The following is a 16,604-nucleotide window of genomic DNA, read 5'->3' on the forward strand; positions in this document are numbered from 1 at the left end:
GTCTCTTTTCTTACTTAAATCCTTTCGCCGTCTTTATCAGATCGTACGCTTTCTGGATTTCCTGCGCTTTCTGCTTGGCCATTTCCATCATTTCTGGCGGAAGACCTTTAGCCACCAGTTTGTCCGGGTGATGCTCGCTCATCAACTTACGATACGCACGCTTAATGATTGTGGCGTCGTCGCTACTTTTGACGCCCAGCACATTGCAGGCATCTTCAAGCGTTGGCCCACGTTGCTGCTGGAAACCGCCTTGCGACTGGTTGTAACCGCCACCAAACTGCTGCCCACCTTCCATCATGCGTAAGAACTGATCGAACTGTATGCGTGAAATGCCGAGTTCTTCGGCAATGACGTACAACACTTCTCGTTCGTTCGGATGCAAAGATCCATCAGCAAACGCCGCCTGAATTTGAATTTCAAGAAACATCCGAATCAGGTCAAAACGCCCAAAGCAGACGCTGCGAAGCTGGCGCATTTTTTCACGCAACGGATAGCCATTTTCTTTACCGACGCGGAAAGCATGCTGTGCGGCACTTCGCGCATCACCATGTAACTGCATACGATCCATTAATAGCGAAGCTATCTGGATATCGGCTTCCGTTACGCGCCCTTTTGACTTGGTCAAATGGCCCATGACTTCAAATGTGGTGCTAAAAAACAGTGACTGGCGCTGTTGTTGGTTAGAAAACCAGGATTGACGACGGCTACGCACCTTATCGATGGCATGACCAATCAGTAACCCAAACACCACACCCCAGAAGCCACCGCCCATAATTAGTGCTATTGCGACACCGAGTACTTTTCCCCAATACTGCATATACTCCCCAAATCGTCATGCCGTCGGCTAGAATTTGCTTTATCATACCCGTCATTGATAGCGGTGCCTAACGGCAGACTGCTAAACGGACAGGATTAACACTAGCGCTGTGGTGATGAGTAAGTTAGTCTCTGACCGTTTGCCGACGCTAAGCCATTGATGATGGAACAACGAATAACACGTATGAAAAAACGTATTCCCACCTTGCTGGCCACCTTGATTGGCGCAGCGCTATATAGTCAACAAGGTATGGCTGCCGATCTTGCGTCGCAGTGTATGCTTGGTGTGCCAAGTTACAATCGCCCATTAATTCAAGGCGACACCAACAACCTGCCTGTCACTATAAATGCCGATCACGCAAAAGGAAATTATCCTGACGACGCAGTGTTCAGTGGCAATGTAGATATTCAACAAGGCAACAGCCGCCTGCAATCTGACGAAGTTCTCCTGCATCAGAAACAGGTTGAAGGTCAGCCCGAGCCTATTCGTACCGTCGATGCCGTTGGCAACGTCCATTACGACGATAATCAGGTCATTCTTAAAGGGCCAAAAGCCTGGTCGAATCTGAACACCAAAGATACTAACGTCTGGGATGGTGACTACCAAATGGTAGACCGCCAGGGTCGTGGTACCGCAGATTTGATGAAACAGCGCGGCAATAATCGCTATACCATTCTGGAAAATGGCACATTTACTTCCTGCTTACCGGGTTCTAATACCTGGAGCGTTGTGGGAAGTGAAGTTATTCAGGATAGAGAAGAAGAACTCGCTGAAATCTGGAATGCTCGTTTTAAAATCGGGCCAGTTCCGGTGTTCTACAGCCCTTATTTGCAATTACCGATTGGCGATAAACGTCGCTCCGGTTTCCTTATTCCTAATGCGAAGTACAGTTCCAATAGCGGTCTTGAGTTCACGCTCCCGTATTACTGGAACATCGCGCCAAACTTTGATGCCACCATCACTCCGCATTACATGGAAGAGCGTGGCATGCAGTGGCAGAACGAATTCCGTTACCTGACCCAAGCGGGTGCAGGTTTAATGGAATTCGATTACCTGTTATCTGATGACGAATACAAAGACGACGTGGCTAAGAACCCAAGCGGTGATGAGCGACGCTGGTTGTTCTACTGGAACCACAGTGGCGTAATGGATCAGGTGTGGCGTTTCAATATCGACTACACCAAAGTCAGCGATCCAAGCTACTTCAACGACTTTGATTCGAAATACGGTTCCAGTACCGACGGCTACGCCACGCAAAAATTCAGCGTCGGCTACGCGAATGAAAACTTCGACGCCACGCTGTCGACTAAACAGTTCCAGATCTTTGAGTCTCAACTCAATAGCAGTACGGATTCTTACAGTGCACAACCGCAGCTGGATGTGAATTTTTATCAAAACGATGTTGGGCCGTTTGATACCCGTATTTACGGCCAGGCGGTGCATTTTACCAACGTAAATGATGAAAAACCTGAAGCCACCCGTCTACATATTGAACCAGTCATTAGCCTGCCATTATCAAATGGTTGGGCAAGCCTGAATACCGAAGCCAAACTAATGGCGACGCACTATCAGCAGACTAATCTAGATGTCTACAATTCCACTCACGCTGGGAATGAGCTGGAAGGCTCAGTAAACCGCGTTCTGCCGCAATTCAAAATGGACGGAAAGCTGATTTTCGACCGTGCAATGGATTCGGCTGTGGGTTGGGAACAAACGCTTGAACCACGCGTACAGTATCTGTATGTACCATACCGCGATCAGAGCAATATCAATAACTACGACTCCGCACTACTGCAATCTGACTACAACGGTCTCTTCCGTGACCGTAGTTACGGCGGCCTTGACCGCATTTCATCTGCCAACCAGGTTACGACCGGTGTAACTTCTCGTATTTATGATGATGCGGCAGTTGAACGTTTTAACGTTTCTGTGGGTCAAATCTACTACTTCACGCAAGCTCGTACTGGCGATGACACTATTAATGGTGAAACAAGTGACCAAACGGGTTCAATTGTGTGGGCTGGAGACACCTACTGGCGCATGACGGATCGTTGGGGTTTACGAGGTGGATTGCAGTACGATACGCGTCTGGACAACATTGCGACCGGTAACGGCGTTATTGAATACCGTAAAGACAATGATCGCCTGGTACAATTCAACTACCGTTATGCAAGCCCCGAATACGTCAGTGCTACTTTAGTAAAAGATAACACTGACTCATTTACAAAAAGTCTTTATGAAAATGGCATCTCGCAAGTAGGTATGACAGCAAGTTGGCCGATTGTTGATCGTTGGTCTGTCGTTGGCGCGTATTACTACGACACCAAAGCACAGCAAACCGCCGACTCTATGCTGGCAGTGCAGTACAATTCTTGCTGTTATGCGATTCGTGTTGGCTACGAACGTAAAATTAACGGCTGGGATAACCCAAACAACCAAAGCAAATACGATAACGTAATTGGCTTTAACATCGAGTTACGTGGCCTGAGTTCCAACTACGGCCTGGGCACTCAGCAGATGTTGCGTTCTAACATTCTGCCTTATCAGAGCTCGATGTAATTCACTTTGACTAGAAATCGCAGTCCGCTTTGCGGCTAAGTAAATGGAAAAAGTATGAAGAATTGGAGAACGCTGCTTCTCGGTTTCGTCCTCGCGGCGAATACCTCTTTCGCGGCCCCACAAGTGGTCGATAAAGTTGCAGCCGTAGTGAACAACGGTGTGGTACTGGAAAGTGATGTTGACGGCATGATGCAGTCAGTGAAACAAGGTGCTCAACAAGCCGGCCAACAACTTCCTGACGATGCCACTCTGCGTCATCAAATTTTGGAACGTCTCATCATGGATCAAATCATGTTGCAGATGGGCCAGAAAATGGGCGTTAAAGTGACCGATGAGCAGGTGGATAAAGCCATTGCTGATATCGCGGCACAGAACAAAATGAGTATGGACCAGATGCGCAGTCGTTTGGCGTATGACGGTGTTAATTACAACAGCTACCGTGCTCAAATCCGCAAAGAAATGACCATTTCGGAAGTGCGTAATAACGAAGTTCGTCGCCGCGTCTCGATTCTGCCACAAGAAGTTGATGCTCTGGCACAACAAGTGGGCAGCCAAAACGACAGCAGCACCGAGTTGAATTTAAGCCACATCCTGATTCCATTGCCGGAAAATCCATCGTCTACTCAGGTAGATGATGCGGAAAAACAAGCGCGTGATATCGCTTCACAAGCCCAAAGCGGTGCGGATTTCGGCAAGCTGGCAATCACCTACTCTGCTGACCAACAGGCGCTGAAAGGCGGCCAAATGGGCTGGGGACGTATTCAAGAGTTGCCGTCTATTTTCGCTCAGGCTTTAAGCACGGCGAAAAAAGGTGATGTCATCGGTCCGATTCGTTCAGGCGTGGGTTTCCACATCCTGAAAGTTAACGATTTGCGTGGCCAGAGCCAGAGCATTTCTGTGACTGAAGTTCATGCTCGCCATATCTTGCTGAAATCCTCACCTATCATGAGTGACGATCAAGCTCGTGCGAAACTGAATCAGATTGCGGCTGATATTAAGAGTGGCAAAACCACCTTCGCAGAGGCAGCAAAATCCTTCTCTGAAGATCCAGGCTCTGCTAACCAGGGCGGGGATTTGGGCTGGGCAGCTACAGATATCTACGATCCGGCGTTCCGTGATGCACTGTCAAAAATGCATAAAGGCGAGTTGAGCGCACCGGTTCACTCCTCATTTGGCTGGCATTTGATTGAACTGATGGATACTCGCAACGTTGATAAGACCGATGCTGCACAGAAAGATCGTGCATATCGTATGCTGTTCAACCGTAAGTTCTCTGAAGAAGCGCAAACCTGGATGCAGGAACAACGTGCTTCTGCCTACGTGAAAGTTATCGGTAGCAATGGCTAATACCCATCGCGTGGTCATCACTCCCGGCGAACCCGCCGGGATTGGCCCCGACCTGGTCATCGCGCTGGCAAGCCGCGATTGGCCCATAGAAATGGTTGTCGCTGCTTCGCCTGAACTCCTCCAGGAACGTGCTGCCCTACTCGGCCTTCCTCTCAATATCAAAACTTACCAACCTGGCACTCCGGCAAGCCCACAAGTGGCTGGCACGCTCACCGTTCTTCCCATCGAATTACGCGCTCCTGTCGTCCCTGGACAATTGGATGTCAGAAACAGTGCCTATGTCGTAGAGATGCTGGCGCGTGCTTGTGATGGTTGTATTAACGGCGAATTTGCCGCACTGATCACCGGGCCGGTGCACAAAGGCATTATTAACGATGCCGGGATCCCGTTTATCGGTCACACCGAATTTTTTGAAGAGCGATCGCACAGCGAAAAAGTCGTGATGATGCTGGCAACGGAAGAATTGCGTGTGGCGCTTGCGACCACGCATCTGCCACTGAAAGCGATTTCTGATGCAATAACGCCAGATTTATTACGCCAGATAATCACCATCCTGTATCATGACCTGCAAACCAAGTTTGGTATCGCCGAGCCTCACGTGTTGGTTTGTGGCCTTAACCCCCATGCCGGGGAAGGCGGCCACATGGGTACGGAAGAAATTGATACCATCATTCCAGTACTGAATGAAATGCGCGCTAAAGGGATGAAACTCTCTGGCCCGCTTCCGGCAGATACGCTATTCCAGCCTAAATATCTCGATAATGCCGACGCAGTACTGGCGATGTACCACGATCAAGGTTTGCCGGTACTCAAATACCAGGGCTTTGGTCGCGCGGTGAATATCACGCTAGGCTTACCTTTTATCCGCACTTCGGTTGACCATGGAACCGCGCTAGAACTAGCCGGTCAGGGGAAAGCCGAGGTCGGCAGTTTTATTACGGCGCTTAATCTCGCCATCAAAATGATTGTTAATACTCAATGAATACTCGTGTCCACCAGGGCCATTTAGCCCGTAAACGTTTTGGACAAAACTTCCTTAATGACCAGTTCGTTATCGACAGTATTGTCTCTGCTATTAATCCACTCAAAGGCCAGGCGATGGTTGAAATCGGCCCCGGCCTCGGCGCATTAACCGAGCCTGTGGGTGAACGCCTGGATGAAATGACCGTCATCGAACTGGACCGCGACCTTGCAGCACGCCTGCAAACGCATCCGTTCCTGGCTCCGAAGCTGACTATTTATCAGCAAGATGCCATGACCATGGATTTTGGAGAGCTGTCGCAAAAAATCGGTCAGCCGTTGCGCGTATTTGGCAACCTGCCGTATAACATCTCCACGCCATTGATGTTCCATCTCTTTAGCTATACTGATGCCATTGCAGACATGCACTTTATGCTGCAAAAAGAGGTGGTAAACCGTTTAGTTGCTGGCCCGAACTGTAAAGCGTATGGTCGCTTATCGGTTATGGCGCAGTATTATTGCAACGTGATCCCAGTGCTTGAAGTGCCACCAACGGCCTTCACCCCTGCACCAAAGGTTGATTCAGCCGTTGTGCGCCTGGTTCCACATGCAGTAATACCAAACCCAGTGAAAGAGCTGCGCGTGTTAAGCCGCATCACCACTGAAGCATTTAATAAACGCCGCAAGACGATTCGTAATAGCCTTGGTCATCTCTTCAGTCCTGAAGTGATGGCGGAGCTGGGAATCGATGCAACCCTGCGTGCTGAGAACATCTCAGTCGCACAGTATTGCCAACTGGCAAACTATTTGGCTGAGCACCCACAGCAGCAGCCGAAGGAGAGTTAACGATGTTGAATTCGCCCCGCGTATGCATTCAGGTACAAAGCGTTTATATCGAATCGCAGTCCTCACCTGAGAACGAACGTTTCGTCTTTGCTTATACCGTCACCATTCGTAACCTGGGGCGAACACCGGTTCAGTTACTTGGCCGTTACTGGCTTATCACCAACGGCAACGGCCATGAAACTGAAGTTCAGGGTGAGGGCGTGATTGGCGTCCAGCCGCATATTGAACCGGGCAACGAATACAGCTACACAAGCGGTGCAGTGCTTGAAACACCGCTTGGCACCATGCAAGGCCATTACGAAATGGTCGACTCTCAGGGCGATGCCTTCCGTGTCGCTATTCCCGTATTCCGTCTGGCTATTCCAGCCTTCATTCATTGATACGATGTCTACATACCTGATTGGCGACGTTCACGGCTGTTACGATGAACTGGTAGCCCTGCTACAACAGGCCGAGTTTACGCCTGGCAAAGATGTTTTATGGCTTACGGGCGATCTCGTCGCGCGTGGGCCTGGCTCGCTTGAAGTCCTGCGTTACGTGCGTGGACTGGGTGATAGCGTGCGGATTGTTCTCGGTAATCACGATCTCCATCTTCTGGCGGTTTATGCCGGTATCAGCCGCAATAAACCGAAAGATCGTGTTTCCCAATTGCTGGAAGCGCCAGATGCCGACGAACTGCTTAACTGGTTGCGCCGCCAGCCTCTGATTCAGGTTGATGAAGAGAAAAAGCTGGTGATGGCTCACGCCGGAATTACGCCGCAGTGGGATTTAAATACCGCCATGGCCTGTGCGCGTGATGTCGAAGCCGTGCTATCCAGCGACAGCTATCCGCTTTTCCTCGACGCAATGTATGGCGATATGCCAAACAACTGGTCGCCGGAACTTTCAGGATTAGCCCGTCTGCGTTTCATTACCAACTCGCTAACCCGCATGCGTTATTGCTTCCCGAATGGCCAGTTGGATATGTACTGCAAAGACACGCCAGAAAGCGCACCTGCACCGCTGAAACCATGGTTTGCCATCCCAGGGCCTGTGACTGCTGAGTATTCCGTTATCTTCGGGCACTGGGCATCGCTGGAAGGCAAAGGCACGCCAGAGGGTATATACGGGCTTGATACCGGCTGCTGCTGGGGTGGCGAGCTAACTTGCTTGCGCTGGGAAGATAAAACCTATTTTGTTCAGCCATCGAATCGCCGGAAAGATGTCGGTGATGGTGAAACGGCTATCGCTTCATAATAAAAAACCCGGTCATAAACCGGGTTTTTTCTATTCCAGCACGTCTTATCGACGCTCCAGAACCTCAAAACAGTAACCGTGAGAGTTATTCTCGTCAGCGTCATGGAATTCGCTGAACGTTGACTGCCACTCGTCCGGGTCGTAATCCGGGAAGTGCGTGTCACCTTCCACTTCCGCGTCGATGTGCGTCAGATACAGGCGCTGGGCTTTAGGCAGGAACTGTTCGTACACACGCCCGCCGCCAATCACCATAATCTCTTCCGCATCGCCACAGGCTTTGATCGCATCTTCAACGGATGAAACCCACTCAACGCGATCGTCGGTACCCGGTTTGCTGCTAATCACGATGTTCTTGCGACCCGGCAGCGGACGACCGATAGATTCCCAGGTCAAACGCCCCATAACGACAGGTTTATTCAGAGTAGTACGTTTAAACCAGGCCAGATCGGCAGGAATATCCCAGGGCATGGCGTTTTCCATGCCAATTACACGATCTACCGCTAATGCAGCAATCAGACTGATCATTCTATTAACCCAAGGGTGGTGAAAAAATTGCCGCCACTATACGGAAAGCGCATTCTTTCGTCGACTGTCCGCATGCGTGTCCGCGAGATTATTTTCGTTCTGCGAGTGTAAACCCATTATGTATTGCTTTGTGATACAGCAGGAACAATGAGTTAGCGTAAAAGCGCCAGAAGTCATCTAAAAGCTGGCGTAAAAAATTATTCACTGCACTTCCGCGCCTACTATAAGTTTATGCAATAGCTGGGGTATAGTTCACGTTTCTTCGTCTGTACCGGATAAAACCATGTTAGAAACCACGCTGTTTGTCGCCACCATCGCCACGTTGGGGATGCTTTCTCCTGGGCCTGATTTCTTTCTGGTCATTAAGAATGCAGCCCGCTACCCGCGTATGGCGGCGATGATGACGTCGCTTGGCGTCATTAGCGGCGTTGCGACTCACATGGCTTATTGTGTTGCAGGGCTTGCGGTACTTATCACCACTACACCATGGCTGTTCGGTTTATTGAAATATGCGGGTGCGGCATATCTAATCTGGGTCGGCCTTAATGCTTTGTTGGCACGTGGCGGCAGTAAAATGGATGTCAGCCAGGTTGAACGCCAGCAAACCACGCTCAAGAAAGCCTTCTTACAAGGCTATTTGTGCAATCTGTTAAACCCGAAAGCCACCCTCTTTTTCCTCTCCGTTTTCACCCAGGTTTTGAGCGTGAACTCGGGCACTATGGAAAAACTCTGGTACGCAGGTGTCATCCTGATGCTGTCGGTCGTCTGGTGGCCGCTATTAGTGGTGCTGATTCAAAGCGAGCCGGTGCGTCGCGGCCTGGCCAAAGCGCAGAAGATCGTCGATAAATTGCTGGGTGGGATGTTGATAGCGCTCGGGATTAAAGTGGCATTGAGCTGATTTTGTAGGGTGGATAAGCCGCAGGCGTCATCCACCATTTTCGCTATTTGTGTCGGATGACGCTCCCTGTACGACCTACGAAAGGGAGCTTTTTCGTTATTCCGGCTTCACCGGCGGTTCATCCGCGAGTTTCCCCGAATGAATCCCCTCTTCCGTTCCCTGCCAGCCGTGGCGTTGAATCACATTCAGATGCGAACGGTCTTCGTTGATCACCTCCGTCAGCATTGCGCTGGTGCGTTTAAGCACATCGGCACGTGCGGACCAGTCTGGCGCCGGAACCATCTCTTCGACCATTTGCATATTGAATCGGCGGAAATGATCGGCGCGTTCCCGGGCTTCGTAACTCCCCACACCCAAACCTTCCAGTGCTCTGCGCCCCACTTTCAACGCCCCTTCAAATGTCTCGCGTTCAGGTTGATCAACCCCAAGCTGGCGCAGACGAATAAAGTGGTCAAGGTCACGCGCTCGGGCAATGACTTTCAAATGTGGGAAATGCTCCTGCACCAGTTCGGCTAACTGCATATTGGCATCAGGGTCGTCGATGGCATTGATCAGCACTTCCGCTTTTGCAGCACCTGCAGACTCCAGCAAATCCACGCGCGTCGCGTCACCATAAAACACTTTGGTGCCGAATTTGCGCAGCGTTTCAATGTGGTCAGGGTCGTGATCAAGTACCACCATTTTCACCCCGCTGGTCAGCAATAAACGTCCGGCGATTTGCCCGAACCGCCCGAAACCTGCAATGATCACTCGCGGCTGCTCTTCGTCAATTTCGTCGGCTTCACGCGCCTGCTCTTTGCCTGATTTTTCCAGTCGATTGAGCAACACCAACAACAGTGGCGTGGCCGCCATAGAGAGCGCAACCGCCAGCGTCAGCGATTTCGCCCAGCTGTCGTCCAGCACCTGCGCCATGCGCGCGGTGCCAAAAATCACAAAGGCGAATTCACTGCCCTGCCCGAGCAGAACGGCAAACCAGCGCCGCTGTTTGCGCGGCACCTTGAGGGTTTTTGCCACAATCCATAGCGTGATGATTTTAATCACCAGGAAACCCAGCAATAGCGCGATAATTCGCAGTGGGTTTTCCAGCAGCGTACCGAAGTCTATCGACATCCCCACGCCGATGAAAAATAGCCCCAGCAGCAAACCCTTAAAGGGTTCGATATCGCTTTCCAGCGCGTGACGATATTCAGAACTCGCCAGTAAAACGCCCGCCAGAAACGCCCCCATCGCCATCGAAAGTCCGGCTTCCTCGAGCAACAAACCAAACCCAAACACCATAAACAAAGCCATGGCGCTGAACACTTCACGCAGGCCAGACCGTGCAACAAATCGCAGCAGCGGGCGTGTTACATAGCGCCCAAGCAATACCACAATCGCCAAAGCCCCAACCACTTTCAGCGCCGAAATAGAAAATGCAGCAAAGGTGGTGGTCGCGCCACTCGTGGCAAGCAGGGGAATCATCGCCACTAATGGGATCGCCGCGATATCCTGGAATAACAGCACCGCAAAGGCACTGCGACCCATTTGCGAAAGTGTCAGGTTGCGCTCGTTCATCGCCTGCATGGCAATCGCGGTGGAAGAGAGCGCCAGCGTCAGGCCAATTAACGCGGCAACTTGCCAGCGCAAGCCTAAGAACATGCAGAACAAACCAAGCAACAGTCCACACGCGACCATTTGCAGTGCGCCGCCGCCAAACACCGATGCTCGTAGCGTCCATAAACGTCGCGGATCAAGTTCGAGGCCAATGACGAACAGCATCAGCACCACGCCTATTTCCGCAAAATGCAAAATAGTCTCGGCATCTGTGACCAGTCGTAGACCCCACGGGCCAATAATGCAGCCGGCAATCAGGTAGCCCAGCACTGAACCCAAACCAAGGCGCACCGCAATCGGTACGATTATCGCGGCAGAGCCGAGGTAAATCAGCGCCTGAATCATGCTGTGGCTATCCATGGTTTGCCTCCTGCCAGTCGAGCAAGCGTTGTTTATACATTTCGGCTTGTACCTCGAGGGTATTTTCGTCGCAGACAAACGTGAAATGGATGGTGAAGTGCGGTATCCAGTTCATGCCGCAGTAAAGTGCTGTCGCTTGTAACGGCTGCCCGAGCACATCAAAACCGGGATGGTCACCGAGGTCAAAGTGGTGATCGCCACCGCCGGTCGTCACCGCCCACATCACCTGTTTTCCGCGCAGCGCGGTTCCACCGTGACCATACGCCCAGCCGTGAGCCAGCACTTTGTCTATCCACAGTTTCATCAATGGCGGCATGCTGTACCACTGCATAGGATGCTGCCAGATAACCAAATCAGCGCGATTTAGTGCCTGCTGTTCAGCGGCAATATCAATGTTGAAATCGGGGTAAAGCTCATAGAGGGAGCGCACTTCTACATCGGGTAGAAGTGATGCTTGTTCGAGCATTTTCTTGTTGGCGTGAGAGTGTTGCGGATAGGGGTGCGCATAAATAATTAAGATCATCAATTAACCTGTTGTGTTACTGCTCTCTTTTCTCAAAGAGTGTAGTCAGTAATTCAACAGGCTAATAGTCATAATTCTTGATGGGCTAAGTGGGAAAACCTGAATTAGTTATCCAGTTCGCCCATAGATTTAACCTGGTCACGGTTGATCTGCTCGGTCTTGCCCGTTTCAGCATTTTTGTAAGAAACCAGGCCCGTGTCGTCATCTACCTGCGGCTTGCCGTCGGTCACAATCGTTTTGCCATCGCTAGTTTTTACCGCCTGATTAGACGAACAGCCTGTAACAGTCATCAGCGTTGCAGCAGCGAATATGGACGCCAGCAGAATTTTGTTTTGCATGTAGTTCTCCCTGTTTATAGTCATTTCTCATCTTCAGACTAAAAACTTTAGCAGGAATTTCCGGCCCCGCTGGCAAATACAGAACACTCTGAAGGTCGCCCACCATAATCATCAGACGAAAAAAAACCCGCGCGAAGCGGGTTTTAAAAGTATCGAGCAGCGATTACTTGGTGATTTGCGCGTGCATTTCCTGAACAGAAATCACTTTCTCAGTCGCATCAGCATTTAATGCCATCGCTGTCGCAAAACCACCATTCAGCGTGGTGTCGTAGTGCACTTTATATTGCAGTGCACTGCGGCGGATGAGCTTAGAATCCTCAATCGCCTGGCGACCCGCTGTGGTGTTGATGATGTAGGTGTATTCGCCATTCTTGATACGATCCTGAATGTGCGGACGACCTTCATGCACCTTGTTCACCAGACGTGGGTTAATGCCTGCTTCACCCAGCACAACCGCTGTACCGTGAGTCGCATCCAGGTCAAAGCCCTGTTTCAGCAGTTTCGCTGCCAGGTCAACCACACGCTTTTTGTCGCCTTCGCGAACAGACAGCAGCGCACGGCCCGGTTTACGCATGGTGGACTGGCTACCCAGCATTGCTTTGGAGAACGCTTCTGCGAAAGTGCGACCCACGCCCATCACTTCACCGGTAGAGCGCATTTCTGGCCCTAACAGTGGGTCAACGCCTGGGAACTTGTTGAACGGCAGAACCACTTCTTTCACCGAGTAATACGGTGGAATAATTTCTTTGGTCATACCTTGCTGAACCAGCGTCTGACCAACCATCACACGTGCCGCTACTTTCGCCAGCGCCATGCCGGTTGCTTTAGAGACAAATGGTACGGTACGCGCAGCACGCGGGTTCACTTCAATCAGGTAGACTTCGTTATCTTTCACCGCAAACTGCACGTTCATCAGGCCGCGAACTTGCAGCTCGAAAGCCAGTTTCTGCACCTGTTGGCGCATCACATCCTGGATTTCCTGGCTCAGCGTGTACGCTGGCAGAGAACATGCGGAGTCACCGGAGTGAACGCCTGCCTGTTCGATGTGCTCCATGATGCCGCCAATCAGCACGGTTTCACCGTCGCAAATGGCGTCAACATCCACTTCTACCGCATCGTCGAGGAAGCGGTCGAGCAGCACTGGCGCATCGTTAGAAACGCTGACCGCAGTCTGGAAGTAACGGCGCAAATCGACTTCGTCATAAACGATTTCCATCGCGCGGCCACCCAGAACGTAGGATGGACGAACCACCAGCGGGTAGCCAATCTGTGCCGCTTTCTCTACAGCCATTTCAATGGCGGTAACGGTGGCGTTAGCCGGTTGTTTCAGCTTCAGGCGGTCAACAGCGTGTTGGAAACGTTCGCGGTCTTCTGCACGGTCAATGGCATCCGGGCTGGTGCCGATAATCGGTACGCCAGCGGCTTCGAGTTCACGCGCCAGTTTCAGCGGAGTCTGGCCGCCATACTGCACGATGACGCCTTTTGGCTTCTCAACACGGACGATTTCCAGCACGTCTTCCAGCGTAACCGGCTCGAAGTACAGGCGGTCGGAAGTGTCGTAGTCGGTAGAAACCGTTTCCGGGTTACAGTTAACCATGATGGTTTCGTAACCGTCTTCACGCAATGCCAGTGATGCATGTACGCAGCAGTAGTCAAATTCGATACCCTGGCCGATACGGTTCGGGCCACCGCCCAACACCATGATTTTGTCACGGTCGTTGTTCGGGTTGGCTTCACACTCGTCTTCATAAGTGGAGTACATGTACGCGGTGTCGGTTGAGAACTCTGCCGCACAGGTATCAACACGCTTATAAACCGGGTGCAGCTTATATTGTTCGCGCAGTTTGCGAATTTCTGACTCACGCACGCCAGCCAGTTTCGCCAGGCGCGCATCCGCAAAACCTTTACGCTTGAGCATGCGCAGGAAGTCGTAGTCCAGGCCGGTGATACCGACTTCTTCAACTTTCTCTTCCAGACGAACCAGCTCTTCAATCTGCACCAGGAACCAGCGGTCGATGTTGGTCAGGTTGAACACGCCATCAACAGACAGGCCAGCGCGGAAGGCATCAGCCACATACCAGATACGCTCGGCGCCTGCGTCTTTCAGTTCGCGACGAATTTTGGTCAGTGCTTCCGGGTCATCCAGGCTCACTTTCGGGTCAAAACCGGTCGCGCCCACTTCCAGGCCGCGCAATGCTTTTTGCAGCGATTCCTGCTGCGTGCGGCCAATCGCCATAACCTCACCGACAGATTTCATCTGCGTCGTCAGGCGGTCGTTGGCACCCACGAATTTCTCGAAGTTAAAACGTGGAATTTTAGTCACAACGTAGTCGATGGACGGTTCGAACGACGCAGGCGTTTTGCCGCCGGTGATGTCGTTCATCAGCTCATCGAGGGTGTAACCAACCGCCAGTTTCGCGGCAACTTTCGCAATCGGGAAGCCGGTTGCTTTAGAAGCCAGTGCAGAAGAGCGCGATACACGCGGGTTCATCTCGATAACAATCAAACGGCCTGTTTTCGGGTTAACCGAGAACTGCACATTAGAGCCGCCGGTTTCCACGCCGATTTCACGCAGCACCGCCATCGAGGCGTTACGCATGATTTGGTATTCTTTGTCGGTCAGCGTTTGCGCTGGCGCTACGGTGATGGAATCACCGGTATGAATACCCATCGGGTCAAGGTTTTCAATAGAGCAGACGATGATGCAGTTGTCGTTTTTATCACGCACAACTTCCATTTCGTACTCTTTCCAGCCAATCAGAGATTCGTCAATCAACAGCTCTTTGGTTGGCGAAAGATCCAGACCACGCTCGCAGATTTCTTCGAATTCTTCACGGTTGTAAGCGATACCGCCGCCGGTGCCGCCCATGGTAAATGATGGGCGGATGATGCACGGATAACCGACGTCAGCGGCAACCGCCAGCGCTTCTTCCATATTGTGAGCAATACCTGAACGTGCAGTATCAAGGCCGATTTTTTTCATCGCCACGTCGAAACGGCGACGATCTTCGGCTTTATCAATCGCATCTGCCGTTGCACCAATCATGGTGACGCCAAACTCAGCCAGCACGCCCTGACGTTCCAGCTCCAGCGCACAGTTCAGCGCAGTCTGGCCGCCCATGGTTGGCAGCACCGCATCCGGGCGCTCTTTCTCAATGATTTTGCGCACCACTTCCCAGTGAATCGGCTCGATGTAAGTCGCATCGGCCATTTCCGGGTCGGTCATGATGGTTGCCGGGTTGGAGTTCACCAGCACAACACGATAACCCTCTTCACGCAGCGCTTTACACGCCTGAGCACCAGAGTAGTCAAACTCGCACGCCTGGCCGATAACAATTGGGCCAGCGCCGAGGATCAGGATGCTTTTTATATCTGTACGTTTTGGCATTTTAATTAGCTCCTGATACTTACTTGCTGTTAAGAGTGGCGGTAGAACGGTAGTGCTTAATCAATTCGATAAAGTGGTCAAACAGTGGCGCCGCATCGTGTGGGCCAGGGCTTGCTTCCGGGTGCCCCTGGAAGCTGAATGCAGCTTTATCTGTGCGATGAATACCTTGCAGCGTGCCGTCGAACAGCGACTTGTGCGTGACGCGCAGGTTGGCAGGCATCGACGCTTCATCCACAGCAAAACCGTGGTTCTGTGCGGTAATCATCACGCAATCACGGTCTAAATCTTTAACCGGGTGGTTGCCACCGTGGTGACCGAACTTCATCTTCACAGTTTTCGCGCCGCTCGCCAGAGCCAGCAACTGGTGGCCTAAGCAGATACCAAATACTGGAACGTCGGTTTCCAGGAAGGATTTGATGGCGCTAATGGCGTAGTCACACGGCGCCGGGTCACCTGGGCCGTTAGATAAGAAGATGCCGTCTGGATTTAACTTCAACACATCTTCAGCAGATGTTTGCGCAGGAACCACCGTCAGGCGGCAGCCGCGGTCAACCAACATGCGCAGAATGTTGCGCTTCACGCCGTAATCGTAGGCCACGACATGGAAAGGTAAATCTTCTTCTTTGGCCGCTTCTGGCAATTCGCCTTCCAGCGTCCAGCTCCCCTGCTGCCAGGAGTACGCTTCCTGAGTGGTCACTTCTTTCGCCAGATCCATGCCGTTAAGGCCTGGGAAGGCTTTCGCTTTTTCCAGCGCCAGAGCAGCGTCAAGGTTATCACCGGCGATGATGCAGCCGTTCTGTGCACCTTTCTCGCGCAGAATACGTGTCAGCTTACGGGTATCAATATCGGCGATGGCCACAATGTTATGGCGCTTCAGGTAGGAAGAAAGGTCTTCGGTATTGCGGTAGTTGCTGGCAATCAGTGGTAAGTCACGGATAACGAGGCCTTGCGCATGTACCTGGGAGGATTCTTCGTCAGCAGCATTGGTGCCGACATTTCCGATATGAGGATAAGTAAGAGTGACAATCTGGCGGGAGTAGGAAGGATCAGTGAGGATTTCTTGATAACCGGTCAAAGAGGTGTTGAAAACGACTTCCCCAATGGCCGAACCCGATGCCCCAATGGCCCGACCGTGGAATTGGGTTCCGTCTTCCAGAACCAATATTGCTGACTTAATCAAAACGCCCTCCAGGGAATAAACAGTCAATTTATTT

At 51.6% G+C, this 16,604-nt stretch carries 14 protein-coding genes; 7 read left to right on the plus strand and 7 right to left on the minus strand.

What is annotated here, in order from left to right; translation table 11 throughout:
- Positions 1-10 precede the first annotated feature (10 nt).
- Positions 11-817, minus strand: coding sequence for a co-chaperone DjlA (djlA, locus tag GBAG_RS16995; RefSeq protein ID WP_034498441.1), 807 nt, complete (start codon positions 815-817; stop codon positions 11-13).
- Between the two features lie 183 nt (positions 818-1,000).
- Here djlA and lptD point away from each other — a divergent pair, with 183 nt between their 5' ends.
- The 6 genes from lptD to apaH are packed head-to-tail and all read left to right on the plus strand — an operon-like array spanning position 1,001 to position 7,765.
- Positions 1,001-3,376, plus strand: a complete 2,376-nt coding sequence (lptD, locus tag GBAG_RS17000) for an LPS assembly protein LptD (RefSeq protein WP_034498444.1) — start codon at positions 1,001-1,003, stop codon at positions 3,374-3,376.
- A gap of 54 nt (positions 3,377-3,430) precedes the next feature.
- Entirely contained in the window at positions 3,431-4,723 is a 1,293-nt protein-coding gene (surA, locus tag GBAG_RS17005) for a peptidylprolyl isomerase SurA (RefSeq protein ID WP_034498445.1), read from the plus strand.
- A complete protein-coding gene (pdxA, locus tag GBAG_RS17010; RefSeq protein WP_034498448.1) occupies positions 4,716-5,705 on the plus strand; it encodes a 4-hydroxythreonine-4-phosphate dehydrogenase PdxA in 990 nt (329 codons plus the stop codon). The genes surA and pdxA overlap by 8 nt, the downstream gene beginning before the upstream one ends.
- Positions 5,702-6,529: a 16S rRNA (adenine(1518)-N(6)/adenine(1519)-N(6))-dimethyltransferase RsmA gene (rsmA, locus tag GBAG_RS17015; RefSeq protein ID WP_034498450.1), complete on the plus strand. Its 828-nt coding sequence runs from the start codon at positions 5,702-5,704 to the stop codon at positions 6,527-6,529. Before pdxA ends, rsmA begins: the two co-directional genes overlap by 4 nt.
- Before the next feature lie 2 nt (positions 6,530-6,531).
- Positions 6,532-6,909 carry a Co2+/Mg2+ efflux protein ApaG gene (gene apaG, locus GBAG_RS17020; RefSeq protein ID WP_034498452.1) on the plus strand — a complete coding sequence of 126 codons (378 nt, stop codon included), beginning with the start codon at positions 6,532-6,534 and terminating at the stop codon, positions 6,907-6,909.
- Positions 6,910-6,913: 4 nt separating this feature from the next.
- Positions 6,914-7,765 carry a bis(5'-nucleosyl)-tetraphosphatase (symmetrical) ApaH gene (gene apaH / locus GBAG_RS17025; protein ID WP_034498454.1) on the plus strand — a complete coding sequence of 284 codons (852 nt, stop codon included), beginning with the start codon at positions 6,914-6,916 and terminating at the stop codon, positions 7,763-7,765.
- 45 nt (positions 7,766-7,810) lie between these two features.
- Here the strand turns inward: apaH and folA are convergent, their stop codons facing one another.
- Entirely contained in the window at positions 7,811-8,290 is a 480-nt protein-coding gene (gene folA, locus GBAG_RS17030; RefSeq protein ID WP_034498456.1) for a type 3 dihydrofolate reductase, read from the minus strand.
- A gap of 283 nt (positions 8,291-8,573) precedes the next feature.
- On the opposite strand from folA, the gene GBAG_RS17035 reads away from it, so the two are divergent.
- Positions 8,574-9,188, plus strand: coding sequence for a LysE family transporter (locus GBAG_RS17035; protein WP_034498458.1), 615 nt, complete (start codon positions 8,574-8,576; stop codon positions 9,186-9,188).
- Positions 9,189-9,284: 96 nt separating this feature from the next.
- On the opposite strand, the gene kefC is transcribed toward GBAG_RS17035, so the two are convergent.
- From kefC to carA, 5 genes are all read right to left on the minus strand, one after another.
- Positions 9,285-11,141 carry a glutathione-regulated potassium-efflux system protein KefC gene (gene kefC, locus GBAG_RS17040; RefSeq protein ID WP_034498461.1) on the minus strand — a complete coding sequence of 619 codons (1,857 nt, stop codon included), beginning with the start codon at positions 11,139-11,141 and terminating at the stop codon, positions 9,285-9,287.
- Complete coding sequence (kefF, locus tag GBAG_RS17045) at positions 11,134-11,664, minus strand: glutathione-regulated potassium-efflux system oxidoreductase KefF (protein WP_034498462.1); 531 nt, start codon at positions 11,662-11,664, stop codon at positions 11,134-11,136. Before kefF ends, kefC begins: the two co-directional genes overlap by 8 nt.
- Before the next feature lie 104 nt (positions 11,665-11,768).
- Positions 11,769-12,002 carry a YgdI/YgdR family lipoprotein gene (locus GBAG_RS17050; protein WP_034498465.1) on the minus strand — a complete coding sequence of 78 codons (234 nt, stop codon included), beginning with the start codon at positions 12,000-12,002 and terminating at the stop codon, positions 11,769-11,771.
- A gap of 163 nt (positions 12,003-12,165) precedes the next feature.
- The gene (gene carB, locus GBAG_RS17055) at positions 12,166-15,390 is read right to left on the minus strand and encodes a carbamoyl-phosphate synthase large subunit (protein ID WP_034498467.1); all 3,225 of its coding nucleotides are present in this window, start codon (positions 15,388-15,390) and stop codon (positions 12,166-12,168) included.
- Between the two features lie 19 nt (positions 15,391-15,409).
- Complete coding sequence (gene carA / locus GBAG_RS17060; protein WP_034498469.1) at positions 15,410-16,570, minus strand: glutamine-hydrolyzing carbamoyl-phosphate synthase small subunit; 1,161 nt, start codon at positions 16,568-16,570, stop codon at positions 15,410-15,412.
- Positions 16,571-16,604: the final 34 nt, after the last annotated feature.

The sequence above is a fragment of the Buttiauxella agrestis ATCC 33320 genome (genome assembly GCF_000735355.1).
GTDB classification, from domain to species: domain Bacteria; phylum Pseudomonadota; class Gammaproteobacteria; order Enterobacterales; family Enterobacteriaceae; genus Buttiauxella; species Buttiauxella agrestis.